Source organism: Algoriphagus sp. oki45 (genome assembly GCF_036245605.1).
Taxonomy (GTDB): Bacteria; Bacteroidota; Bacteroidia; order Cytophagales; family Cyclobacteriaceae; genus Algoriphagus.
Genome location: NZ_BTPC01000003.1, coordinates 147,465 through 170,894, shown reverse-complemented (window position 1 = coordinate 170,894; position 23,430 = coordinate 147,465). Strand labels below are relative to the sequence as shown.

Here is a 23,430-nt window from a genome sequence, read left to right as displayed (position 1 = left end):
TAAGTCCTCAAGGAGCAAATCTGCGAAAACCGCAGTATTTCTTCGTGTTCTTTGTGGTATGCTTTTTTATCTAATCTCAAAAACAGCCGACTCCCAAGGCCCAAAGTCCAATTCGATCTCTGCACCTGAGTCAGTCACCAGAAGTTTAGTCTTCTTTTTTCCAAACATCACTTCCTTGATTTCCCACTCGCCTTTTTCCAGTTTCCATGCCTTCAGCAATTCTGGAGAAAGTTTCAAGGTTGTTTTCACCGATTGGAATTCGTCGAAATTGGTCACCACAATTAGCTTTTGGCTTTCATCCCATCGGGCAAAAGCAAAGGCTTTGTCTGTGTATGCTGGGTTTTGCTTTCGGTTGAAAGAATGCAATTCCATATACTCTCCCATCAGCGCCGAACTGTTTCTGGTGAAGTTGAGCACTTCAGAGTAGTAGTTTCGAAGCGCTTTTTCATTTTCGGAAAGTTGTCCTCCATCAAATTTTCCTCCGTTCATCCATTTCTGATGCTGCGGTACCCCGATGTAATCAAAAATGGAGGTCCGGCTAGGATCACCAAAACCTGCATCTTCTGCTCCCGGTTCGCCCACTTCCTGCCCGAAATAGATCATGGTAGGAGAAGTAGAAACCGTCGCAGAAACCACCATAGCAGGCATGGCTTTCCAGGGATTCCCGGCAAACTCCGGACTGGCAATCCGCTGCTCGTCATGATTTTCCAAAAAGTGCAGCATATGATCCTCAATGTCTTTTAGCCCTTCTAAAATCGGTACAAGATTATCCGTCGAACCGTGACCCTGCATGATATGCTTCAGCGTGTCGTAAAGCTCCACCTTATCGTAGAGGTAGTCCATTTTACCCTTGTGGATGTAATCCCGATACAAACTCGGGTTGTAAACTTCCGCCAATAAGAAAGCCTCCGGATTGGTCATTTTGATATGGGAATTCAGATAGGACCAAAACTCCACCGGCACCATCTCGGCCATGTCGAAGCGAAATCCGTCTACGCCTTTGCCCAGCCAAAATTGGGTAATGTCCTTGAATTTTTTCCAGGAATCCGGCACGTCTTTCCCCTGCCAAAAGTCATAATGCGCCTTCCAGTCCAGAGAATCCGAGCCGGCAGGTAACTCTTCGAAATCTTTGCTGCCATCGGGTTTGATTCCGTAATTGATTTTTACCGTTTCGTACCAGTCATAGAAATCAGGCTGAGCCAATCGTGAACCGTTACCTGTCCATTTCGCTGGCTTTTCTTCAAATCTCCCATCGGCCAGCGGATGCTTTTCTCCCCCGAGAGGCTTGTATCCATTTTTTGCCGCAGGCACGACAAAATCCTGACCTGGAATGTAGTAGAAGTTGTTGTTTTTGGAGTATTCTACTGTTTTGTCATCGTCTGCCCCAAAGTCCCGAACTCCGGCAGGGTTGTTTTTTCCTTCATAATGCCGTGACACATGATTAGGGACAATGTCGATGATCACCTTCATTCCATGCTTGTGCGTTCGGGCGATCAGCGCCTCAAACTCCTCCATCCGCTTGGTCACATCCACCGCCAGATCAGGATTGACCTGATAGTAATCCCGTACGGCATAGGGTGAACCTGCGCGCCCTTTGATCACATCCGGATCGTCCGAACTCACCCCTATCTCTGGAAAATCCCCGATCACGCCATGATGCGGGACTCCCGTGTACCAGATATGGGACACCCCAAGCTTTTTGATTTCTTCCAAAGCGGTATCTGTGAAGTCATTGAACTTCCCAACCCCATTTTCTTCTTTGGTACCCCAAGGTTTGTTGTTCGTATTGGTATTGCCAAAAAGGCGAGTAAAAACCTGATAAACGACTATTTTCTGGGGTTTCATAGGCTCGGGTTCTTGGGGTTGGGGAGCTTGGCAGGAAAGGGCTGCTGCTACCAAAACCGCTGGGATTAAAAATTTCTTCATCAGGTTATCGGGTCAATCGGTACAGTAAAATCGTATTTCTTTTGATCAGATCGGGGAATTGCTTCATGTTGATTGTCTCTCCGGGAGCGTGGGCACCGCGACCCGAAGCCCCCAAACCATCCAAGCCGGGGAGAATCTCCGCTACATAGGCGATATCTGCCGCACCCCGGCTTCCAGGATCGCCTGGCTTGACCTCACCCAATCCCATATCCAAACTCACCTGATTCAGCACAGCTGCCAACTTGTAGTTTTCTTCCCGAGGACTCATGGAAGGAATCCCATCCCGAAAAGTAATTTCTGCATCCGTTTGGTGGAGGTTTTTGGCGACGATTTCACGCATTTTGGCTCTAGCAGCCTCTTTTTGGGCCTCTCCCAAAAAGCGTAGATCTCCGGTCACATAAGCTTCTCTTGCCACAATATTGGTTTTGCCCAAGGCTTCCCCTTTTCCGGTTTTCGAATCGTAGGAAATATCCGAGCCCCCGATAAACTGGCCAGGATTGAAGGTCAGGTACTTTTCTTCCGAAAGGGCTTCGCGAAACTCATTCAGAATTCTAGCGGCTTCGTAGATCGCCCCATAGCCGGCATTTTGGCCAAAAACCCCACTGGAATGGCTTTGACGACCTGTTGTTTTCAAAGTCCAGCCGCTGGAACCTCTCCGGGCAACGGTGACAGAATTGAAGCCCTGAGCAGTCTCATAGCCAAAAGCGATATCGTGGGATTTGGATCGCTCGATAAAGTCTTTTCTGGAAAGCTCATTGTCCCCCGAACTCTCCTCATCCCCCATAAAATACACAGTCACAGTTCGGTCGTCCAAGAATCCGAGTTCGTAAAGAGCTTTCAGGCTGGCAAAAACCAACACATCACCGCCTTTCATGTCATTGGCGCCCTGTCCGGTGGCAGTGCTGTCATTTAGCCAAGTGAAGGGAGTGAAGGGCATGTCTTTTTCAAAAACCGTATCAATATGCCCGATCAGAAAGAGTTTTTTACCTTTCGTTCCTTTTCGTGTGGCGACAAAATGACCTGCCCGATTCACTTTCTCGGGCACTTCCACCCATTCCGTTTGGAAGCCGATTTTTTCGAATTCCCGGGCGAAAACACGTCCTACTTCCCGCACGCCTTCTTTGTTCAGCGAACCGGAATTGATATTGATGACTTCCTCGAGGAGAGCGACCGTTTCTTGGTAGTTTTTGTCGATCAGTTCGATGAGTTTTTGCTCGTCAGCATTGAGTTTTTGCTGCGCAAAAGAAAAAAGAGGGCTAAGGGCCAGAATGAGGATCAGGGGGATTTTTTTCATGCTTGAAAAATAGGGGAAATCTGGTGTGGGGGCAAGGATGGATTTTTAATCAGGGGTGATTGGATGAAATATTTGATACAGATCGCCCCCTTGGGGCTCTTGGATATCGAAATCTATGGTTATTACCCAGAATTGAATTCTGGGTTAGAACAGGGCGTGCCGTTGGCACTTTTCTAACATCGGAAGATTTTTAAGTAGCACCAAAGGTGCGTCCTGTAATAGCCCCAAATTCAATTTGGGGTATCAAATTGGGGGTTTAAACCCAAGAGCCCTGAAGGGGCGATCTGTATTTTACATCAATCCCACACATATTTTTCATCAAATTCAATATGATATTCCTCCAAAAACCTTCGATACTCGGTTTGGAAATCTATTTTTTGATGATGCTCTTGCTGGTTTTGGATATATTTTTTGACCGTCTCTAATTTGGATTGGCTAACGGAAAATACGCCATAACCCTTCTGCCATTCGAAATCCCGACAGATCAATTCCTTGAATTTGATCGAGCTGGAGATTTTGACATTTTTCACCAAATCGGCAATGGTGATGGTTCGTGGCAGTGTGCAAAGCCAGTGAATATGATCTGGCATCATGAAAATCTCTTCTGTAAATGAACCCAAACCCGCACCGACTTTGACAAAATAGGCTTGAGCGTTTGGCCTGATTTCTTCTGAAATCATCGGGATTCGGTTCTTGGTAGAAAAAACGATGTGGAGGTAGACTTTGGCTAGGGACTGAGGCATGGTTTGAAAAATGGATTACAGATCGTGCCTGCCTGACCGTCAGGCAGGCCTTTGGCACTCTTTAAAAATATAAAATTGATTTTAAACCCAGAATTGAATTCCGGGCTGGAAAGGGACGTTCCGGTGGCACTTTTCCTAAAACTTGGTTGAAATACCAATAGCGCTTAAGGCGCATTTTGTATTAACCCCAAATTCAATTTGGGGGCTTTATGCAAAAAAACATCGCAGAGCCCCAACGGGGCGATCTCTATTTAACTTACTCAAGAAACCTCCTGGGCTTCAGATTGAAGTTTTCATGGAAAGATGATCTCCTTTCCCCAATTATTAGATCGGATTATTTCCTGGATTTCAGGCTTTTCGGAAGTTTCGGAGTATCTTGATTTTCGACACTTAGCCTGAGTTTTAATCTAATTTTTATAATACCGCCAGTTATGACAAAATATCAATCCAATTCAAAGTGGAAAAAGAACCCCCAATCCGGAGAGTGGAACAATCCCGACAACTGGGAGGAGGGACAATTACCCAGTGATGAGGCAGTTTTTTCATCCTCAAATGAAACAGAAATCACTTTCTCGAAAGAGCAAAGTGCTCAAGTTGGGGCCTTGATTTTTGATGAAAATGCCTCTTCATTCCAGCTGAAATTTGGGACCCGAACCACAGACGAGAAGCTCATGCTTACTATTTCCGGAGAAGGTGTGGTCAACCGGTCCGGTCGGCCTCAATGCCTAAAGGTTGCCGCCACCAATTATCACTACTACGACCCTCAGCTTCAATTTGCCGGATCAGCTTCAGCAGGAGGCAATGATGTCTACTATGAGTCTGGGCCGGAATCCTTGGAAGAAGGGTATGGGGGAGGAATCATCGGATTTACCGAAAAAAGTCATGCCGGGGAGGCCAATTTTGTAGTTCGTACGGGAAAAAAAGACCCACCGAATCCTAAAGTTAAGCCTAGCACGGTCGGTGGAGAGGTGAGTTTTAAGGATCATTCCCGAGCCAACCGGGCCAAGTTCACCATTTATGGTTCCTTGAGCTTGGATGATGGAGATACCTTTGGAAACACGGTCTTTCACGATTATGCCTCTGCCGACCACGGGACATTCATCAATGTGGGAGCCACAGTGGCAAATGGGGACGGGGGAAATACCCAGTTTTATGATCATTCCACCTCGGATCATGGTTTGTTTCTGAATTTTGGGGCATCCCATGAAAAAGGGAACGGGGGAGACGTCGCCTTCGATGGATTTGCCAGTGCCAGTCATGGAGTGTTCCAAAATTTTGCAGCAACTGCTGAGGGTGGATTCGGAGGAGTGACCAGTTTCAATAACAACAAACCTTTCATGGATTCTGTAGGTGCTTCTGCAGGCCACGCCTTTTTCCATAATTTCGGAGCCAAGGAAAAAACGGACGGGGGCGGTGGCCATACTGAATTTACAGCGAAGTTTGGTTCTGCTTCTGCCTTTAGAGCCACTATCATGAACTATGGGAGCGTGCTGGAATTGGATAATACCGCTGGATATACCCTTTTTTCAGTGACATTGCCTTCCAACTATTTTCCTTCGGCAGGCGAAGCAGTAATCAGAAATTATCCCGGTGTAGTCAAAGGTTCGTCCCCTGGCCGAACCACTTTCAAGATTCGTGGAGATGGGGAACCCGGAAAGAATGTGCCTACAGCTGATAAATCTACGATTGAAAACTTTGGAGGCACGGTCCAGGGAGCGTTAGGAGGTTTTGTATCCTTTTCTGAAACCTGCCGGGCAGAAAAAGCCACGCTAATTGCCTATGGAGGGATCAATGGAGGGTTGGGAGGAAAAATCATTTTTTCCGATCAATCCCAAGGAGAGGATTCAGTAATCCAGCTTTTTGGCAATGGGATTTTGGATTTGAGTTGGCACGTTGGGCAATTTCATTGTAAAAAAATGGTACTCAATGAAGGGTTGATTGAGCTGAACTTGGGGACTGAAGATTCGTGCATGGTTATTTCTGAATCCTTGGATATTCAATCGAAACATACAAGGTTTCTATTTACCTGGAATGCAAATGATCCAATCGAGCCAGGAAGAAAATATAGAATTTTGTCTGCGTCAAATTTGGATTCTTATCCCATTGCGACCTTTGAGAGCAACTCTCCAGATGGACTTGAACCCAAATTTAAGCTGGAGAAAAACACGCTTTTTGTTTCTTTTTCATAAGATTGAATGGATATTATTTTCCTCAAAAATCAAACTCAAAAAACCTAAGAAACCAATAATGGCCAATTTTAACATCGACGCCGACAAAAACCTAACCTATGACGCCATCGTCATCGGTTCGGGAATCAGCGGTGGCTGGGCGGCAAAGGAACTTTGCGAAGCCGGACTAAAAACCCTTGTCCTCGAGCGAGGACGCATCGTGGAGCATGTGGTGGATTATCCTACCATGACGCTGGACCCCTGGGAGCATGAACTTCGGGGTGGACTCACTCCCGAGCAAAAAGCTAAGCATCCGAAAGGAGGGCGTTCTGGATTCATCGGAGCTTTCAATGAACACTTTCATGCCAATGATCTGGAAAATCCCTACACGGAAGTCAAACCCTTTATGTGGGTTCGTGCTCACCAAATGGGTGGTCGATCCCTGCTTTGGGGAAAGCAAACCTACCGCTGGTCAGATCTGGATTTTGAAGCGAATGCCAAAGATGGGCATGGTGTGGATTGGCCGATTCGATACAAGGATATCGAACCTTGGTACACCCATGTCGAGAAATTTGCCGGGATCAGCGGGGAAGCCTTAGGACTTCCTCAGTTGCCGGATTCGCACTTTTTGCCTCCCATGGAGCTGAATTGTGTGGAGAAACACGTAAAGGAGCGAATCGAGAAAGATTTCAAAGGAAGAAATATGATCATCGGAAGGGTAGCTCATCTAACCGAACCATTGAATGGCAGAGGGAAATGCCAGTTCCGAAATCGCTGTGATCGGGGCTGTCCATATGGTGCGTATTTTTCCAGTAATGCGGTAACCCTTCCTGCTGCCAATGCCACGGGCAATTTGACTATCCGACCTTTTTCCATCGTGCAGTCTGTTGTCTATGACGAGCAAAAAGGAAAAGCTTCAGGAGTGCGAATTATCGATGCCGAGACCAGCGAGGAGATTGTGTACAAAGCCAAAATCATTTTTGTAAACGCATCTACATTGAGCACCACCCAAATTTTACTCAATTCTACCTCTTCGAGATTCCCCAATGGATTGGGAAATGATTCCGGGGAATTGGGGCATAACCTCATGGATCACACCTATCGGGTAGGAGCCATGGGAACCGTGGAAGGATTCGAAGATCAATACTACAAAGGTCGCCGACCCAACGGTATTTATATTCCCCGCTATGTCAATCTGAAAGATGGACCTCAGTCTGACAAATTTGTTCGGGGCTTTGGTTTCCAAGGTGGAGGAGGTAGATCCGGTTGGGGAGCAGGAAGCAATCAGGAGGCTTTTGGAGGGGATTTCAAAGACGGACTGATGAAGCCCGGACCTTGGGAGTTTTTCATTACCGGGTTCTCAGAATGCCTTCCTTACCATGAAAATCAGGTGTATCTGAATAAAGATGTCTTGGATAAATGGGGGCAACCCACACTCTCCATCGATGCGGAATGGAAAGCCAATGAACTGGCTCTCAATGATCAGGCCCGTCAGGATGCTAAGGAAATGCTGGAACGCGCTGGGTTGAAAGATGTGATGGAATTTGACAACAAGCACGAGATGGGTTATGGAATTCACGAAATGGGTACCGCCCGAATGGGTAGGGATCCCAAAACCTCCGTGCTAAATGGCAACAATCAAGTGCATGGATGTGAAAATGTATTTGTCACCGACGGGGCCTGTATGACCTCCTCCTCCTGTGTCAATCCTTCTTTGACCTACATGGCACTCACTGCAAGAGCTGCCAATCATGCCGTATCCGAACTCAAAAAACTCAACCTCTAAGCCATGAACAGACGCGACGCACTCAAAAAATCAGCATTAGCACTCGGTGCAGCTGCCGGAGCTCCCACTTTGCTCGGATTGCTTCAGTCCTGTGCCCAGCAGGATCGCTTGACTTGGACTCCCCGGTTTCTTGGGGAGGATCATGCTAGATTTCTGTCCTCATTTGTGGACTTCCTTTTGCCCAAAACCGAAACTCCCGGTGGTTTGGATGTGAAGGCAGATATTTTCATCGACCTGATGTATGCCAAGACCTACGACGAGGCTGGGCAAAAGCAGGTAGTCGACCAAATAGAAAAATTCAATGCTGACTGTAAAGAAAAGTACGGGAAAGTCTTTGCTGAGCTTTCTGCGCAGGACAAAGCAGCCTGCTTCAAGGAGCACGAGGCCAATTCTCCTAAGTTTCCAAAAAAAGTGTGGGGCGGAGATGTGGGCCCTCGGGAGCCGGTTGGGTTCTACAGAGGTCTGAAATCCACCGTGCTTTGGGCCTATTTCAGTTCGGAGGAAATCGGGAAAAATGTCCTTAGCTACGATCCTATTCCGGGAGAATACCGGGGCTGTATGCCCCTTTCAGAGGTGGGGAATACCTGGAGTTTGTAGTTTTTCTCACAGATAAAAGAATCAGAAATGATCTGCATAAACTGTGAACAAATGAATGCAGAAGTACGCTCGAGATATTTTGCCTAAGAAGTTCTTTTAGTATTTGTTGTTAGCTCAATCCTCCTTATAAGGAAAATTGGATTGGGAGCCTTACTCATATCCCACATTCACACTTTGCTCATAGCTTGGCATGGCTATTGCCCTTTTTCAAGCTAATTAATTCTTTCACCAATCATTTTATTTATGAAAACCAAAAGTCAGATAGTTTTAGGATTAGCCTTTTTGAGCTTGTCTCTCGTTTCCTGTGAAGGAACCCAAAAAGATTCTTCTCAAGTAGAATCTATTGAGGTTGAATTTGAAACGGAGAAAAAAGAGCTGAAACAGGAACTGGAAGATCTTCAATCGGAGATTGATCAAAAAATAGCCGAACTAAAAGCCAAAAAAGAAGAAGCTTCTGAGGAGATGAAATCAGAGTTGGAGGAAATGGAAAAGGAACTCAAAGGTGAAAAATCCGAAGTGGAAAAAGCTTTGAAGGATGTGGAGAAAGCCAGCGAAGATACCTGGAAAGACATCAAGAAAGCTGCTAAAAACACTTCCAAAGACATTGAAAAAGAATGGGAAGACCTGAAGTCGACCATGGAGGGGATTTTTGAGAAAAATTAATTTTCCCTGAATCAGACAAAAGCCGATCATTTTGAATCGGCTTTTTATTTGATAAGACTAGCTTAAAAGTATATCCATTAATTTTTTTGAAATATGGAACCCATTTTCCCTAAGATCTTCAAGGACTTTCTCAAAATCATCAATTAGACCGGCTTTCTTGGCTAAAGTCAGAATCCCCAAAGTTCCGATGATATCAAGTCCGTTTTTTAAGGCAATTTTTCTCCCTTTGCTTTCGTCAATTATTCATAGAGAATTTCCAGTATCAAGAGCAAGAGCGATCGAACTTGCTTCACCAAAATCCAAAATCTTTTTTAGTTCAAAGAATTTGGATTCATTTTGATTTTTTACAAGAGAAATCCATTCGGGTAGGGTTTCTCCAAATTCTTGATATACTTCTTTTGTGATTATGACGTTTTTAAAAAGTGATTTCAATATTTCCAGCTTTTTGACCCTTTGAAGGGCTATAAGACAACTGGTATCAGAAATGACCGCTTTATTCATGAAGGAGTTTTTTCAAATCCTCTTCAGTCTCTCCAAAAACTGTAACCCCATATTTTCCTACGGATTCGATGAACTTTCTTTTGCTTATTCCAACAAGTTCAGCAGCTTGACCTGAGGAAAGTATTCCCCGCTCAAAAAGCACTGCTGCGATTTGCATTTTTATTTCTTTTTCATCTGCAGACTCAGGAACCTTTAGGGTTATTGTTTTCATTTTTTAAATAATTCAATTCAATTTGCTCGATTTTGAATGATTTGTTATGATTTTGAATAATCAACTTTCTAATTCGACTTTTTAAAACACTTTCAATGAGTTCCCAGAAGGAATATGATACACGGGTAAGCCCGGCATATTTTGATTGAGCCAGTTTTTGACAAATTCAGAACCGCCCTCCTCGCTCGCAGAGTGGCCAATCTCAATCATGGAAAGCTTCATTCCGATCTCATTGGCAGCCCTGATATATTCGGGAGTTTCCCATTCGTTGGATTCCCCGCAGACGAGCACATCCGGCCGGTGCTCCATGATTTGAGTGATTTGGAGTCGACCGCCTACAGCCCCTGGAAGTAGCAAAACTTTTTCGCATGACTGATTCAAGTCTCCCACATAGCGCATGGCTGGCACTCCCAATTTGGCTTTGATATGATTGATCAAACCTCGAAGGTCAGTTTTGGGAATGTTCAGAATCCTGCTTCCCGGTGTGTAGTATGCATTCCAGCCCAAATCTCCGACTACGCCAACTCTCACTCCATCATCGGTCATTCGGTGTACATAGTCGTGATTTCTCCACAGCGTGATTCCGTTTTTCTCCATCAAATCATATTTGGCACGGAATACCGGGTCCTCTTGCAGATAATCCGTCTCATCCTGCCCGGAGAAAAAAGTCGGCTCGTGGGGAATAATCAGGTTGGCTTTCAATTCTATCGTTTTTTGGATGATTTCCATGGTGGTAAACATGGTCGTTACCACTCCGGTCACTACCGTGTCTCTGGAACCCACCTTGATCGTGTCCACAGTTTGGGCAAAAGGAGCATTGGGAACCTGAGCGATAAAGGTGTCCATAATCTCACCCACAGTCCAGTTTTTTTGATGGGAAAAAGAAAAAGCATCCCAGGGATTGGCAATCATACCCGCTCCAATCAGAGCGCTGGACGTATGGATAAAGTTTCTTCTGTTCATGGTGAAATAGGGGATAGGTTCCCTTAAAAGTAAAAAAAAAGCTGTAAGCGAGTTCGCCCACAGCTGTATTATTCTAAATAGAGGGTTTAGTCTACTTTCACATTGGTAAACCAAATGAATCGGTTGCCATCTTGACCCATATGATCCAAGGCAAAGGAGATCGGTCCAAACTGTTGCTCGTTTTCCCAAGTCCAGGTTCTGCCGCTGTCCCCGTTTCCTCTTCGGAAAGTCCACTCCAGAATCTTGTTGTTTTCATCCAAATACAAATCGTAGGCATCTCCTGGAGTATAACCCATACCGGGTGATTTGGATTCTCCTGGGGCATAGACAATGGTCAGCTGGGTGGAATTGGTGCCTTTGATCGGGGTAGAGACATTTTCCTTGGTCTCAAAGGTGTAGCCTGTATCCCATGCAAGCTGGAAAGGCATCATCAGCCAGTATTTGTCATTGACAAAGCCTGCGTCAGCAGGAGGTAGGGAATCCGCATCCAGGAAATAGGTGTAGGTAGTATCCGGTCCGGAGTAGTATACGGTTCGCTCTTTAATGTTCCATTTCCAGTCTCTGGAAAGCACATTTACCGAATCCCGCTGCACATTCCAGGTGTAGGCGATGGAGTTGACTTGATCAAAATTCTCGATTCCGTAGGCTTTGGCCACCTTGACAGGAAGTGAATCGGGAGTCTCTTCTTTGGTCGCACAGGAGTACAGAAGAAGGACAGAAAGGAGTAAAGGGAGGAGGTTTTTCATAGAATAGAAGTGATTAAAGACTAAACTACAGATAATTAACTTGGTTTGGATATCCAAGATTTCAGTTTTTGATATTCGGCGAGTTGATAGCCAGGACGGATGAGGTACAGAAAATTGTTCAAATGGAGCATTATCCGGAAAAGGGGAGAGGGAAAGATTTTCTTTTTGCCCTTACTGCTACCTATCAGGATTTTTCTGGCGACAGTTTCAGGAGATTGCATGGGAAATGCTTTGGGGATGTTTTTTCCTGCAGTTTCAAAAAAACCGGTGGAGGTAGAGATCGGGAAAACCAAGGTCAGCCAATCCCCGTCTTTTTCTGCCCAAAGCCCTCTGGCCCATTGCAAAAGGGCGGACTTTGTAGCTCCATAAATGCTGTATCCCGGCACTGCCCAAAAGGCAATCGCCGAACAGGTGATCACATGCCTGAATTTTTCACTTGGAAATTGCTTTCTCAATTGGAATCCGAGCTGGATCGGGGAAAATACATTGAGCTGGAAAAGGCTTTCCATATTTTCCCAATCCTGATTCACAGCCAGTCCATATTCTGCCTTTCCTGCATTGGCAAAGCAAAATTCGACTCCCTCCCAATGGTTGCTTACCCATTCGAGTATCTTTTCATTTCCTTCTTTTTTGCTTAAATCTGCCTCTAAAATTCCTCCGAGTTCTGGAAATTCCTGACGGAGTTTTTCTAAATAGACTGGATTAAAGTCCACGGCAAGGATTTGTCGGGTATGGGGATAAAGCTGACGCAAAAGAGCCAAGCCGATTCCTGAACCCGCGCCGGTGAGAATTATTTTCGCCTGATCAAATGGACTCATCCAAAATGGTAGGTTGGGGAAAGTGAATATGAAATGGATTGACCTTCACTGCCAAAAGAGGGCGGATTTCGCGGATATCCGGGAAAAAAACCGGATCAATGTCCAAGCCTTTTATTTTGGCAAGTTTGCCCCAGCCAGTTCCTTTTGGCTGGGTGAGGTAAGATTTCTTTTCCCAAAGTTGCCTAAGGTCAATAGGAATGAGGGAGGTAGTGACAGGGAAAGGGATTCCTCCATGGGCGATTGTCGCAGAGAACACTTTTTTCCCTTCTGAGAAAATGGAAATTTGGTCTGTGCCTTCGCTTTTTTCCCAGGTAAAGGGGGCTGTCTTTTTGGGTATTCCCCAATTGGCTCTACCGTTTTGAGTGCTTGCCTCGGAGTCCACGTAGATGCGGGTGATCGCTTGCTTTTTGGGCTGTCCAAACTTCCCCGGGATAATCAGCAATTCCTTGTAAGGCCCCACGGGGGATTCGGTATAGTCCACCAGCATGACAAAACCCAAGCCTCCCCGAAATTTCCCCCTTAGTCCTTTTGGAAGATTACCTTCTTGTTCTACCCAATCCATTTTGAAGGAATAGATCAAAATAATGCCCTCACCTTTGAGATCCCATGGAGGGGGGACTCGCTTTATCAGTTCAGAATTGATTTCAGCTTCTTGGTTTTCAGGCATAGGGAGAAGGGCTTATGGAAGTCCAGCCTCCGTCTACAACAAGAGTTTGGCCGGTGATATGCCTTGCTGAATCGGAAAGCAAAAAGAAAGCTGCCTCAGCAATATCTGTAGTGGAGGCAGGTCTTCCGGTTGGAGTCAGTTTGGACCAAGTGGTGGCGTAGTCAGGGTCAGAGGTGGTTCTTTCTGTCAGCGTCGCCCCGGGAGCGATGGCGTTGACCCGGATGCCAAGCGGTGCCAATTCCAAGACCAGATTTTTGGCCAACATCTCCACGGCTGCTTTGCTCATGGCATAGGCTGCCAGATTTTCGTGGCTTTGATGGGCTGTGACGGAGGAGGTGAAAAGGATAGCTCCACCGTTTTCCTGCTCGCGCATGACTCGGGCTGCTGCTTGGGTGAGAAAGAAAGTTCCGGCTTGATTGACCCGCATCACTTCTTGGAAATCCTCACGGGAATAGTCCAAAAATCCCCCAAACAAGGTGATTCCCGCATTACAAACCACTTGATCGATTCTTCCGAAGTTTTCCAAAGCAAGGGAAATCAACTCATCGATCACAGCTTCATCCGCCGAATCTCCGGAGCAACCCAAAACAGAGCCTTTCCCCATTCGGGAAAGGTTGGCCACGGCTTCTTCGGTCAGACTTTTTTCCAAATCATTCAGGATGACCTGACCTCCGTTTTCGACCAGTTTTCGGGCGATTTCCAAGCCGATTCCCTGTCCGGCCCCGGTGATGATGGCAACTTTTGGGTTTTTCATATTGCGCTGGTATTAGGGACTCCAAGGGTTTAAGCCCCTTGGAGGATTGGTTTCCTCAATTAATGAGAATCTCTTTTCACCTCCGAGCCTGAGCTTCCCTGAAGGAAATCAAAGTCGACCCCTTCGTGAGCCTGATTTACTTTATCCAAGAAAAGGTTGACATAACCTCTTTCGTAAGGAAGCTCTGTCGGCACAAAGTCTTTTCTTCTGGCCTCGAATTCCTCCTCGGAAATAAGCAGATTCAAGGTCCGATTCGGCACGTCCAGTTCGATCAGGTCACCGTTTTGTACCAAAGCCAAAGGACCTCCAATGGCCGATTCGGGGGATACGTGCAGCACCACGGTGCCAAATCCTGTTCCGCTCATCCGTCCATCGGAGATTCTTACCATGTCTTTTACACCCTTTTCGAGGAGCCTTTTGGGCAATCCCATGTTGCCTACTTCCGGCATGCCCGGATAGCCTTTGGGTCCCACGTTTTTCATCACCATCACACAGGTCTCATCAATATCCAGGTTGGGATCGTCCACCTTTGCTTTGTATTCATCGATATTTTCGAATACAACTGCCCTTCCGGTATGTTTGAGCAGACTTGGAGTAGCGGCTGAGGGCTTGAGCACCGCGCCGTTTGGACAGAGATTTCCTTTCAGTACTGCAATTCCGGACTCCGGTTTGATGGGATTTTCGAGTGTTCCGATCAGATTGCGGTCCCAGCATTGGGCATTCGAGATATTTTCGCCGATAGTTTTTCCGTTGACTGTCAGGGCATCGGTATGCAGATGTTTTTGGATTTCCTTCATGACGGCGGGCATACCTCCTGCATAGAAAAGATCTTCCACCCAGTGTTCGCCCGAAGGCTGCACATTGGCAATGAGGGGGATTTTTGCTGAGAAATGGTCAAAATCAGTCAGGTCCAGCTCCACTCCGATACGCTTGGCGATGGCAGTCAGATGAAGAATATAATTGGTAGAGCCTCCGATAGCGGCATTGACCATGATAGAGTTTTCGAAGGCTTTTCGGGTCAGGATTTTGTCCATGGTGAGGTCTTCTTTGACCATCTCCACGATCCGCATTCCCGCCAAATGTGCCAGGACTTTTCGTCTGGAATCAGCCGCCGGAATGGTGGCATTGTCTGGAAGTGCCAACCCAAGAGCTTCTACCATTGCAGCCATGGTGGAGGCGGTACCCATGGGAGCGCAATGCCCAATTGATCGGGACATGGAGGATTCAACCTCGATCATGTCCTCCTGGGTGAGTTTGCCTACTTTGTAGTCCTCCGCAAACCTCCAGATGTCGGAAGTGCCGATCTTTTTCCCCCTGAATCTTCCGATCAGCATAGGACCTCCGGAAAGGACTAAGGTGGGAAGATTGACAGAGGCAGCGCCCATCACGAGTGAAGGAGTGGTTTTATCGCAGCCGCACATCAGCACGACCCCGTCCATAGGATTGGCGCGGATACTCTCTTCCACATCCATGGAGGCAAGATTGCGGAAAAGCATGGCTGTGGGCTTGATGGAGCACTCGCCAAGTGACATCACCGGGAATTCCAGTGGGAATCCTCCTGCTTCCCAGATGCCGCGCTTGAGGGCTTCGGCCAAATCCCGGAAATGGGCATTGCAGGGCGTGAGTTCGGACCAAGTATTGCAAATGCCGATGACCGGCTTTTCTCCGGTAAAAAGATGGTGGGGAAGCCCCTGATTTTTCATCCAAGAGCGGTAAATGATTCCGTCTTTGCCGGTACGGCCGTACCATTCTTGGCTTCGGAGTTTTTTCTTTGACATTGGTTTTTCGGGTTGAGAGATTTTGGTCAGAAGTTACCAAAAAATCCCCATTCCAGAGAAAAACCTATCTGTTGAAAACTTTTGGCCCTTTATTCTAAGGGGAATCTTTATAATTTATCAGAAATAAATCTTCGGAAAGTGGGTTCACCTCTTCCCGAAGATTTACAAAAAGTGTCCGTTTGAAATAAATTTCTTAAAGCAAGGGAAATGGTTTTGATCTGATTAAACCCAATTGTCAGGAAATCCGCTCAATCTTTGCCCCTAAGGCATTCAATCGCGCATCGATATTCTGATAGCCCCGGTCGATCTGCTCGATATTGTCAATGACAGAGACTCCATTGGCAGACATGGCTGCAATAAGCAGGGCTACTCCAGCGCGGATGTCCGGAGAAGTCATGCGTATGCCTCTCAGTGGGTATTTTCTGTCAAGTCCGATGACGGTGGCTCTGTGTGGATCACAAAGGATAATCTGAGCTCCCATATCGATCAATTTGTCCACGAAAAAGAGACGGGACTCAAACATCTTTTGATGAACCAAAACTGTCCCTTTGGCCTGAGTGGCCGTGACAAGCACGATGGAGAGCAAATCCGGAGTGAACCCTGGCCAAATCTGATCAGCAACAGTCAAAATCGACCCGTCGATGAAGGTTTCGATCTCGTAATGCTTCTGAGCTGGGATGAAAATATCATCTCCTCTGAACTCCATCTGTATTCCCATCCTGCGGAAAGTGTCGGGAATGATGCCCAATCGGTGAATCTGACAGTCTTTGATCGTAATCTCAGACTGGGTCATGGCAGCCATCCCGATGAAGGAGCCAATTTCAATCATATCGGGAAGCATGGTGTGATCTGTTCCTCCCAATTCTTTGACGCCTTCGATGTGAAGGAGATTGGAGCCTACCCCGGTGATTTTTGCGCCCATGCGATTGAGCATGTCACAGAGCTGCTGCAAGTAGGGTTCGCAGGCGGCATTGTAAATGGTAGTTTTCCCTTCGGCCAAGACAGCTGCCATGACGATATTGGCCGTACCGGTGACCGAAGCCTCATCAAGGAGCATATAAGTTCCCTTCAGATTTTTTCCGTCAATATGGAAAATCTCATTTTTGGAATCGTAGTGGAATTTTGCCCCCAGTTTTTGGAAACCGAAAAAGTGGGTGTCCATTCTTCTTCGCCCGATTTTGTCTCCTCCCGGCTTGGAAAGTTTGCCTTTGCCAAATCGGGCTAAGAGTGGTCCCAAAATCATCACCGAACCTCTTAGCGCTGAAGCTTTTTTGAGGAAATCCTCTGTTTCCAGATAATCGAGATTGACCTGATCGGCTTGGAAAAGGTAAGATTCAGGGCCTAATTTTTCCACTTTCACCCCCATGTCGGACAGCAGCTCGATGAGCTTATTCACATCCCGAATATTGGGGATTTTGTGAATGGTCACTTTTTCCGGGGTGAGGAGTACAGCGCAAAGAATCTGAAGCGCCTCGTTTTTTGCTCCTTGGGGGATGATTTCACCTTGGAGGCGGGTGCCTCCGGTGACTCTAAAAGATGCCATTTATTATCTGCGTTTTTTGTGACCGTTTCGGTGTTTTTTATTGTGATGCTTCTTCTTGGAGTTATGGGATCCTTCTTCCACATGAGGGATTTTGAAGTCCCTTCGGGTATTGGATTCAAAGAGGGCGTTTTCTCTTACCTTCTCCAAGTCGATATGAAGCTTGCCTCGTGAGAGTGTTTTGATGTCATCAATGATGATGCCATCATCAAAATTGTCCCTGTTCCATGTGGAATGAAAGCTCCTCATCAGCTGACCGATGTAGATGATGGCATTTTCCTGCTCCTCATCGTTTTCGATTTCAATGGCTTTTTCGATCAGCTTTTCAATGTTTCGGCCATAATGCTTGAATTTGACCTCTCCTCGTGGATAGCCAATGGGAAGCGGCTTTTTGCCAAGCAACTCTTTTTCAGGCTTGGGAAAAGGTCCATCCACATCCAGCTTGAAGTCAGACATGATGTAGAGATCATCCCAAAGTTTCTGATCGTTTTCCAGCTTCATGGAGGGGTTGAGCTGCTTGATGATTTCGATGATGGTGTAGGCACTTTGCGTCCGCTTTTCCCTATCCTCGATGCCAGCTACATGATCTACGAGCTGTTGGATGTTATTTCCGTATTCTTTCAAAATAAGATGTTGTTTATCAGGTGGTGTATGCTCCATTTTGCTTCTCGGTTTTCCATGTAAAAGGTAAAAAAAAATTCACCAAAAGGATTCCGAAGCAGGGGATCAGTCTATGATTCTGAGCTTGGCAAAGCTAAGCAATAATGTTTTCTCCCCAAAATGCTCAAATTGGATGGTAGCTTTTCGGTTAAGTCCCTCGGTTTCAATTTTCTGTACCTTTCCATAGCCGAATTTGGGATGCTCCACCAACTGCCCCGCTTGGAGGTTGTTGGTATTGGAAGGCTTGAAGTCCGGGCTAGGGGTGTGGATTTTCATCTGCACCGGGGTGCGGGTCTCGCGTTGCTTTTTGATTCCGATAAATCCCTGAGCTCCCGGAAGTCCCTCACTTCGTAAGGCTCCTGGCATTTCTCTGGTTGCAGACATGCGCTTGTTGACCTTGATAGTGGAGGGATCCACTTCTTCCAAAAACCGGCTGGGCTCACAGTTGAGCAAGCGCCCAAAGCGGTAGCGGGTCAAAGCATAGGTCAAATAAAGTTTGTCCATGGCTCGGGTAGTGGCTACGTAGAAGAGTCTACGCTCCTCTTCAAGGTCTTCCCGGCTCTGCATCATCATTTGGGAGGGGAAAAGGTCTTCCTCCATCCCCACGACAAACACCTGCTTAAATTCCAAGCCTTTGGAGGAGTGAATGGTCATCAGCGTGATGGCATCTGTCTGGTTTTTGTCCTGATCATTGTCGGTGAGCAAGGCGATTTCCTGAAGGAAAGCACCAAGGCTTTTGTCAGGATTTTCGGGGTTGTCCACGTATTCTTTGACCGCATTGAGCAGTTCCTGTACGTTTTCGTAGCGGTTGAGTCCTTCGATTGTTTTGTCCTCATAGAGTTCGCGCAGCAAGCCACTCTGCTTGGCTACGGAGCTAGCCACTTCGTAGGCGTCTTTTCGCTCCATTTCGATCTGGAAGGCCTTGATCGTCGTGGCAAAATCATCCACCGCATTTCCTGCTCTTCCCGGGAGAAAACTGTGCGCATTTCGCACAACCTCCCAAAGCGGGATATCATGCTCATAAGCGGCGACCAGGATTTTTTCTACCGAGGTATCCCCGATTCCTCTTTTGGGAAAATTGATAATTCGCTTGAAGGCTTCTTCATCGGCAGGATTAACCGTAAACCGCAAGTAGGCCATCAGGTCCTTGATTTCCTTTCTTTGGTAGAAGGAGAGGCCTCCGACGATCTTGTAGGTCAGGTTCATTTTGCGAAGCGCTTCTTCTATCGCACGGGATTGGGAGTTGGTTCGGTAGAGGACGGCAAAGTCGCTGTTGTTTAGCTTTTTGTTGTTTTTTTCTTCGAAAATAGTCGTGGCCACGATCCTTCCTTCCTCATTGTCTGAGGTGGCTTTGATCAGCTCGATCAGGTCGCCATCGGGATTGGAGGTCCATACGACCTTTTTGAGCTGAGCCTTGTTCTTGTCAATGATGGAATTGGCTGCCTCCACAATGGTCTTGGTGGAGCGGTAGTTTTGCTCCAGCTTGACGACAAAGAGGTCCGGATAGTCTTTTTCGAAGTTGAGGATGTTTTGGATATCCGCTCCGCGGAAAGCATAGATACTTTGGGCATCATCTCCGACCACACAGATGTTTTGGTGGACAGCGGCGAGCTTTTTGGTGATCAAATATTGGGAGACGTTGGTGTCCTGAAACTCATCCACCATCACGTAGCGAAAGCGCTGTTGATACTTGTTGAGCACATCCAGGTGGTCGCGGAAGAGTACATTGGTATTGAAAAGCAGGTCGTCAAAGTCCATTGCTCCAGCTTTGAACAGGCGCTCTTGATACCTCTGATAGATGACACCCATTTTGGGTTTCATGGCGGCCTCGTCATCCGCTTTCACGAAGGGATCTGCCTGATAGGCCTGCCAGGAAATAAGTCGGTTTTTGGCTCCCGAAATCCGGGAAAGTACCACTCCCGGCTTGTACACTTTGTCATCGAGCCTCATTTCCTTGACGATAGAGCGGATCAGGGATTTCGAATCGTCGGTATCGTAGATGGTGAAGTTGGAAGGATAGCCGATTTTGTCGGCCTCCACTCGCAGGATTTTTGCAAAAACAGAGTGAAAAGTCCCCATCCAGGTATTTCTGGCTTCCAGTCCCACGAGCTTTTCGATCCGGTGCTTCATCTCGCTCGCAGCCTTATTGGTAAATGTCAAAGACAAAATCTGAAAAGGATCGACCCCTTTGGCATAGATCAGATGGGCAATCCGGTAGGTAAGCACACGGGTTTTACCTGATCCTGCACCGGCAATGATCATGACCGGTCCATCGGTACGTTCTACAGCTTCCCGCTGCGGGGGGTTGAGTTCCTTGAGATAATCCATTAGTAAGTATCGAGTATCAAGTTTGGAGATGGAAGACGGAAGACCGGAGATGGAAGGCGGAAGGGTCAGGTAGCGATTTATGGAGAAACATTTTTGAATCTTCCTTATAATCTTCACATCCCAAACTTTCCAACCTTAAAACATTTCCACTTTCCAACTTTTACACTTTCCATCGCTTATGACTCCAGAGATATAAATCCGGTTGCTGACGAATATTGTCTTCCAGCCTCCGGCAAAATTCATCCGTGATGCTGTGCGGAGCTGCGTTTTCATAGGGGGGGCTGTCCAGGGAAGTATATTCAAATCGATAATGTCCCCGTTTTAATTTGGTCATTTTGCCAAAAAACACCGGAAGTTCCATCTTTTTGGCCATGAACTCTCCCCCTTCGAAGAAATAAGCCGGTCGGTTCAGAAAGTCTCTTTGGTAGCGCTTTTCCTTTCCGGGAGGCCTTTGGTCCGCTGCCAAATGTACAATTCTCGGCTCAGATCTCATGGTAATCATGCTTTTTCTGAACTCCCTTTTCTCGGTCATCACTCCTCCGAAATGGGTTCGGATGGCGAGCATAAGCTTGTCGAAGAAGGGATTGTTCAACTTGAGGTAGACCGTCTCCGCGGTGACTTGGGTATTCAGGGCCACACCGAGAATTGCCATTTCCCAGTTGAATACGTGCCCGGCCATCATCAGCGCGCTTTTTCCCTTCAGTACTTCCGCATCGATGATTTCCTGTCCTACCACCCGAAAGCGTTGTCTCAATTCCTTTTCGGAGATGGTCAGCATTTTGATGGTTTCGGCAAAAAAAGCATCGGTGAAGTTGCGGTAGAAGCGATTTCGGATTGCTTTTCGCTTTTCATCTGATTTTTCGGGAAAGGCATGCCGTAGGTTTTCGTCAATGACTTTTTTACGATAGCGAATCAGGTATCTGGCGATCAGATACAGTACATCCGAAAACAGATACAAAACAGGAAGGGGCAGACGGGAAATGAGTCTGAAGAAAAACATAGCTAAAGATATGCAGGGAAATTTTGGCTCCTGTCTTTGAGCCTTTGCAACAAAATAAATGAAATAGACTGACTTTCGGTTCAGACTTTAGGGATAAATTCAGGCTTTGATTACTTTTGAACCTTATGTCTGAAGTACAACGCAGGAAATACACTCCGGAGGAGAAGACCGCCATCTTTGATGGGGAGTTTATGCCACACATCGACTCCATGTACAATTTTGCCTTTCGGCTCACTTTTGATGAAGACGATGCCAAGGATTTGGTACAGGATACCTACATGAAGGCTTTCCGGTTTATCAACTCATTTGAGCAGGGAACCAACGCCAAAGCTTGGCTTTTCAGAATCCTGAAAAACAGCTTTATCAACGAGTATCGGAAGAAGAGCAAGCAGCCCGCAAAGGTAGATTATCAGGAAGTGGAAACTTTCTACAACTCAGATGATGTTGACTACCAAAGTACTACCGATCTGAGGGCTGAATCGGTCAAGGATATGCTCGGCGATGAGATATCCAATGCCCTTAATGCTTTGGCAGTAGACTTCCGTACAGTCATTATCTTGGCGGATCTGGAAGGATTTACTTACGAAGAAATGGCCAAGATTCTGGACATTCCCATCGGGACGGTCCGGTCCAGGCTTCACAGAGCAAGGAATCTGCTCAAGGACAAACTGAGAGGATACGCCCAATCCATGGGCTACAATACAGACGAAGAGGAGGAATAAAACGATTACCAATGGAAAAAAACGAACAATCAGCAGGAGAGCGGAAGCTGCAATGCAGCGACGTGAGCAAGTGTTTTCAGCTGCTGGAAAGTATTCTGGACGGTGAAATGGGTGAGGAAGGCAAGGACGTCCTCAAAGAAAAGCTGGCTAAATGTCAGCCTTGCTTTGAGCATTTTCACCTGGAGCAGGCCATCCGGGAAGTACTCAAAACCAAATGTACCAAGCAACCCTGTCCTGATAAACTGGCTGATTCCATCCGCCAAAAGATCCAAGAAATCAAATGAGTAAAGCCTCCGGCAAAGCCATTATCTTTTCTGCCCCGTCTGGTTCCGGGAAAACCTCCCTGGTCAAGCACCTGATTCAGCAAGTCCCCGATCTAGGATTTTCCATCTCGGCCTGTACCCGGGATAAGCGAGGTCGGCATGAAGTACATGGAAGAGATTACTACTTTTTGAGCATCGCCGAGTTCAAGCAGAAAATCGATCAGGATGCCTTCGTGGAGTGGGAAGAAGTTTACGAGGGGAATTTTTACGGTACGCTCAAGGAAGAAGTGCAGCGTATCTGGGACAGCGGCAAGGCGGTTATTTTTGATGTGGATGTCAAAGGGGGATTGGCTTTGAAAAAGTACTTTGGAGATCAGGCATTGGCCATTTTTGTGCAAGTTCCCAGCATGGAAGTACTGGCCTCCCGACTCAATGACCGGGGGACAGAATCTCCGGAATCCCTTTCGAGAAGGTTGTACAAAGCCGAATTTGAGATGACCTTTGCTCCGCAGTTTGATGTGACCCTCCTGAATGACGACTTTGGAAAATCTTCCAGTGAAGCCGTGAAGTTGGTGTCAGATTTTTTAGCCAAATAAGGGTTCATGAAAATCGGGCTGTATTTTGGAAGCTTCAATCCCATCCATATTGGCCATCTGATAATCGCCAATACACTCTACGATCGCACTGATCTGGATGAGGTATGGTTTGTAGTCAGTCCGCAGAATCCCTTCAAAAAGCAGCAGTCTCTCGTCCACGAGTTTGACCGGCTACGGATGGTCGAACTCGCCATCGAAGACCATTTTCATTTTCGGGCCTGTGATGTGGAATTTCGTATGCCCAAGCCCAGCTACACCATCGACACGCTGACCTACCTTAGTGAGCAGCATCCCCAACATCAGTTTGTCCTGTTTTTGGGTTCGGATAATCTGACCCATTTCAAAAAGTGGAAAAACTACCAGGTCATCTTGGAGCAATACGAGGTCTTGGTCTATCCCCGTCCCGGAGATCTGGTCAGTTTTGATCACCCTAAGGTAAAGACCATTGAAGCGCCTCTTTTGGACATTTCGGCGACTTTTATCCGGAAGTCCATTCAGGAAGGATTTTCGGTCAAGTACCTTTTGCCAGAAAAGGTGGAGGAGTATATCCTGGCCAAGAAGCTGTATCACTAGCAATCGCTCAATTTTTACCGTCTGAAAAAAAAAAATACCTCCCATGGAAATGTATTTAAAATTAATCAGCTAGGTATTGCCTAGACATGAGGTTAAGTTTAACTTAGTTTCAACTTCAAGATGAAGTTGTTTT

24 protein-coding genes are annotated in these 23,430 nt (G+C 46.6%); 8 read left to right on the top strand and 16 right to left on the bottom strand.

The window, feature by feature from the left end; translation table 11 throughout:
• Nucleotides 1–66: 66 nt before the first annotated feature.
• The 3 genes from AAA942_RS14740 to tnpA form a co-directional block, all read right to left on the bottom strand.
• On the bottom strand, nt 67–1,926 hold the full coding sequence (locus AAA942_RS14740) for an alpha-amylase family protein (protein ID WP_338221049.1): 1,860 nt from the start codon (nt 1,924–1,926) through the stop codon (nt 67–69).
• A gap of 4 nt (nt 1,927–1,930) precedes the next feature.
• A complete protein-coding gene (locus tag AAA942_RS14735) occupies nt 1,931–3,220 on the bottom strand; it encodes a M20/M25/M40 family metallo-hydrolase (RefSeq protein ID WP_338221048.1) in 1,290 nt (429 codons plus the stop codon).
• A gap of 296 nt (nt 3,221–3,516) precedes the next feature.
• Nucleotides 3,517–3,963: an IS200/IS605 family transposase gene (gene tnpA / locus AAA942_RS14730; protein WP_338221047.1), complete on the bottom strand. Its 447-nt coding sequence runs from the start codon at nt 3,961–3,963 to the stop codon at nt 3,517–3,519.
• Nucleotides 3,964–4,394: 431 nt separating this feature from the next.
• Between tnpA and AAA942_RS14725 the strand changes: the two genes are divergently transcribed.
• The 4 genes from AAA942_RS14725 to AAA942_RS14710 all read left to right on the top strand — a co-directional run bounded on the left by AAA942_RS14725 (nt 4,395) and on the right by AAA942_RS14710 (nt 9,177).
• Complete coding sequence (locus tag AAA942_RS14725) at nt 4,395–6,152, top strand: hypothetical protein (RefSeq protein WP_338221046.1); 1,758 nt, start codon at nt 4,395–4,397, stop codon at nt 6,150–6,152.
• Nucleotides 6,153–6,210: 58 nt separating this feature from the next.
• Complete coding sequence (locus AAA942_RS14720; protein WP_338221045.1) at nt 6,211–7,917, top strand: GMC family oxidoreductase; 1,707 nt, start codon at nt 6,211–6,213, stop codon at nt 7,915–7,917.
• A 3-nt stretch (nt 7,918–7,920) separates the two neighbouring features.
• The gene (locus AAA942_RS14715) at nt 7,921–8,514 is read left to right on the top strand and encodes a gluconate 2-dehydrogenase subunit 3 family protein (protein WP_338221044.1); all 594 of its coding nucleotides are present in this window, start codon (nt 7,921–7,923) and stop codon (nt 8,512–8,514) included.
• Between the two features lie 243 nt (nt 8,515–8,757).
• On the top strand, nt 8,758–9,177 hold the full coding sequence (locus AAA942_RS14710; protein WP_338221043.1) for a hypothetical protein: 420 nt from the start codon (nt 8,758–8,760) through the stop codon (nt 9,175–9,177).
• A gap of 57 nt (nt 9,178–9,234) precedes the next feature.
• Here AAA942_RS14710 and AAA942_RS20340 read toward each other — a convergent pair whose 3' ends face one another.
• From AAA942_RS20340 to AAA942_RS14650, 13 genes are all read right to left on the bottom strand, one after another.
• Nucleotides 9,235–9,357, bottom strand: coding sequence for a DUF3368 domain-containing protein (locus AAA942_RS20340; RefSeq protein WP_445083347.1), 123 nt, complete (start codon nt 9,355–9,357; stop codon nt 9,235–9,237).
• 63 nt (nt 9,358–9,420) lie between these two features.
• A complete protein-coding gene (locus AAA942_RS14705) occupies nt 9,421–9,678 on the bottom strand; it encodes a hypothetical protein (RefSeq protein ID WP_338221042.1) in 258 nt (85 codons plus the stop codon).
• Nucleotides 9,671–9,889, bottom strand: a complete 219-nt coding sequence (locus AAA942_RS14700; protein ID WP_338221041.1) for a UPF0175 family protein — start codon at nt 9,887–9,889, stop codon at nt 9,671–9,673. The genes AAA942_RS14705 and AAA942_RS14700 overlap by 8 nt, the downstream gene beginning before the upstream one ends.
• An 81-nt stretch (nt 9,890–9,970) precedes the next feature.
• Nucleotides 9,971–10,852, bottom strand: coding sequence for a Nif3-like dinuclear metal center hexameric protein (locus AAA942_RS14695; RefSeq protein WP_338221040.1), 882 nt, complete (start codon nt 10,850–10,852; stop codon nt 9,971–9,973).
• 86 nt (nt 10,853–10,938) lie between these two features.
• Nucleotides 10,939–11,598, bottom strand: a complete 660-nt coding sequence (locus tag AAA942_RS14690) for a hypothetical protein (protein WP_338221039.1) — start codon at nt 11,596–11,598, stop codon at nt 10,939–10,941.
• 35 nt (nt 11,599–11,633) lie between these two features.
• Nucleotides 11,634–12,416: an SDR family NAD(P)-dependent oxidoreductase gene (locus AAA942_RS14685; RefSeq protein WP_338221038.1), complete on the bottom strand. Its 783-nt coding sequence runs from the start codon at nt 12,414–12,416 to the stop codon at nt 11,634–11,636.
• Nucleotides 12,403–13,083, bottom strand: a complete 681-nt coding sequence (locus tag AAA942_RS14680) for an acetoacetate decarboxylase family protein (protein ID WP_338221037.1) — start codon at nt 13,081–13,083, stop codon at nt 12,403–12,405. The genes AAA942_RS14685 and AAA942_RS14680 overlap by 14 nt, the downstream gene beginning before the upstream one ends.
• Entirely contained in the window at nt 13,076–13,837 is a 762-nt protein-coding gene (locus AAA942_RS14675; RefSeq protein WP_338221036.1) for an SDR family NAD(P)-dependent oxidoreductase, read from the bottom strand. The genes AAA942_RS14680 and AAA942_RS14675 overlap by 8 nt, the downstream gene beginning before the upstream one ends.
• A gap of 59 nt (nt 13,838–13,896) precedes the next feature.
• Nucleotides 13,897–15,615 carry an IlvD/Edd family dehydratase gene (locus AAA942_RS14670; protein WP_338221035.1) on the bottom strand — a complete coding sequence of 573 codons (1,719 nt, stop codon included), beginning with the start codon at nt 15,613–15,615 and terminating at the stop codon, nt 13,897–13,899.
• A 235-nt stretch (nt 15,616–15,850) separates the two neighbouring features.
• The gene (gene murA, locus AAA942_RS14665; RefSeq protein WP_338221034.1) at nt 15,851–17,158 is read right to left on the bottom strand and encodes a UDP-N-acetylglucosamine 1-carboxyvinyltransferase; all 1,308 of its coding nucleotides are present in this window, start codon (nt 17,156–17,158) and stop codon (nt 15,851–15,853) included.
• Between the two features lie 3 nt (nt 17,159–17,161).
• Nucleotides 17,162–17,815 carry a DUF4290 domain-containing protein gene (locus tag AAA942_RS14660; protein WP_338221033.1) on the bottom strand — a complete coding sequence of 218 codons (654 nt, stop codon included), beginning with the start codon at nt 17,813–17,815 and terminating at the stop codon, nt 17,162–17,164.
• 66 nt (nt 17,816–17,881) lie between these two features.
• Nucleotides 17,882–20,143 carry an ATP-dependent helicase gene (locus AAA942_RS14655; protein WP_338221032.1) on the bottom strand — a complete coding sequence of 754 codons (2,262 nt, stop codon included), beginning with the start codon at nt 20,141–20,143 and terminating at the stop codon, nt 17,882–17,884.
• 160 nt (nt 20,144–20,303) lie between these two features.
• Entirely contained in the window at nt 20,304–21,203 is a 900-nt protein-coding gene (locus tag AAA942_RS14650) for a lysophospholipid acyltransferase family protein (RefSeq protein WP_338221303.1), read from the bottom strand.
• A gap of 65 nt (nt 21,204–21,268) precedes the next feature.
• On the opposite strand from AAA942_RS14650, the gene AAA942_RS14645 reads away from it, so the two are divergent.
• The 4 genes from AAA942_RS14645 to nadD are packed head-to-tail and all read left to right on the top strand — an operon-like array spanning nt 21,269 to nt 23,297.
• A complete protein-coding gene (locus AAA942_RS14645; RefSeq protein ID WP_338221031.1) occupies nt 21,269–21,865 on the top strand; it encodes a sigma-70 family RNA polymerase sigma factor in 597 nt (198 codons plus the stop codon).
• Nucleotides 21,866–21,876: 11 nt separating this feature from the next.
• Nucleotides 21,877–22,149: an anti-sigma factor gene (locus AAA942_RS14640; RefSeq protein ID WP_338221030.1), complete on the top strand. Its 273-nt coding sequence runs from the start codon at nt 21,877–21,879 to the stop codon at nt 22,147–22,149.
• Complete coding sequence (gmk, locus tag AAA942_RS14635; protein WP_338221029.1) at nt 22,146–22,724, top strand: guanylate kinase; 579 nt, start codon at nt 22,146–22,148, stop codon at nt 22,722–22,724. Before AAA942_RS14640 ends, gmk begins: the two co-directional genes overlap by 4 nt.
• A 6-nt stretch (nt 22,725–22,730) precedes the next feature.
• Nucleotides 22,731–23,297, top strand: coding sequence for a nicotinate (nicotinamide) nucleotide adenylyltransferase (gene nadD, locus AAA942_RS14630; protein WP_338221028.1), 567 nt, complete (start codon nt 22,731–22,733; stop codon nt 23,295–23,297).
• Nucleotides 23,298–23,430 lie beyond the last annotated feature (133 nt).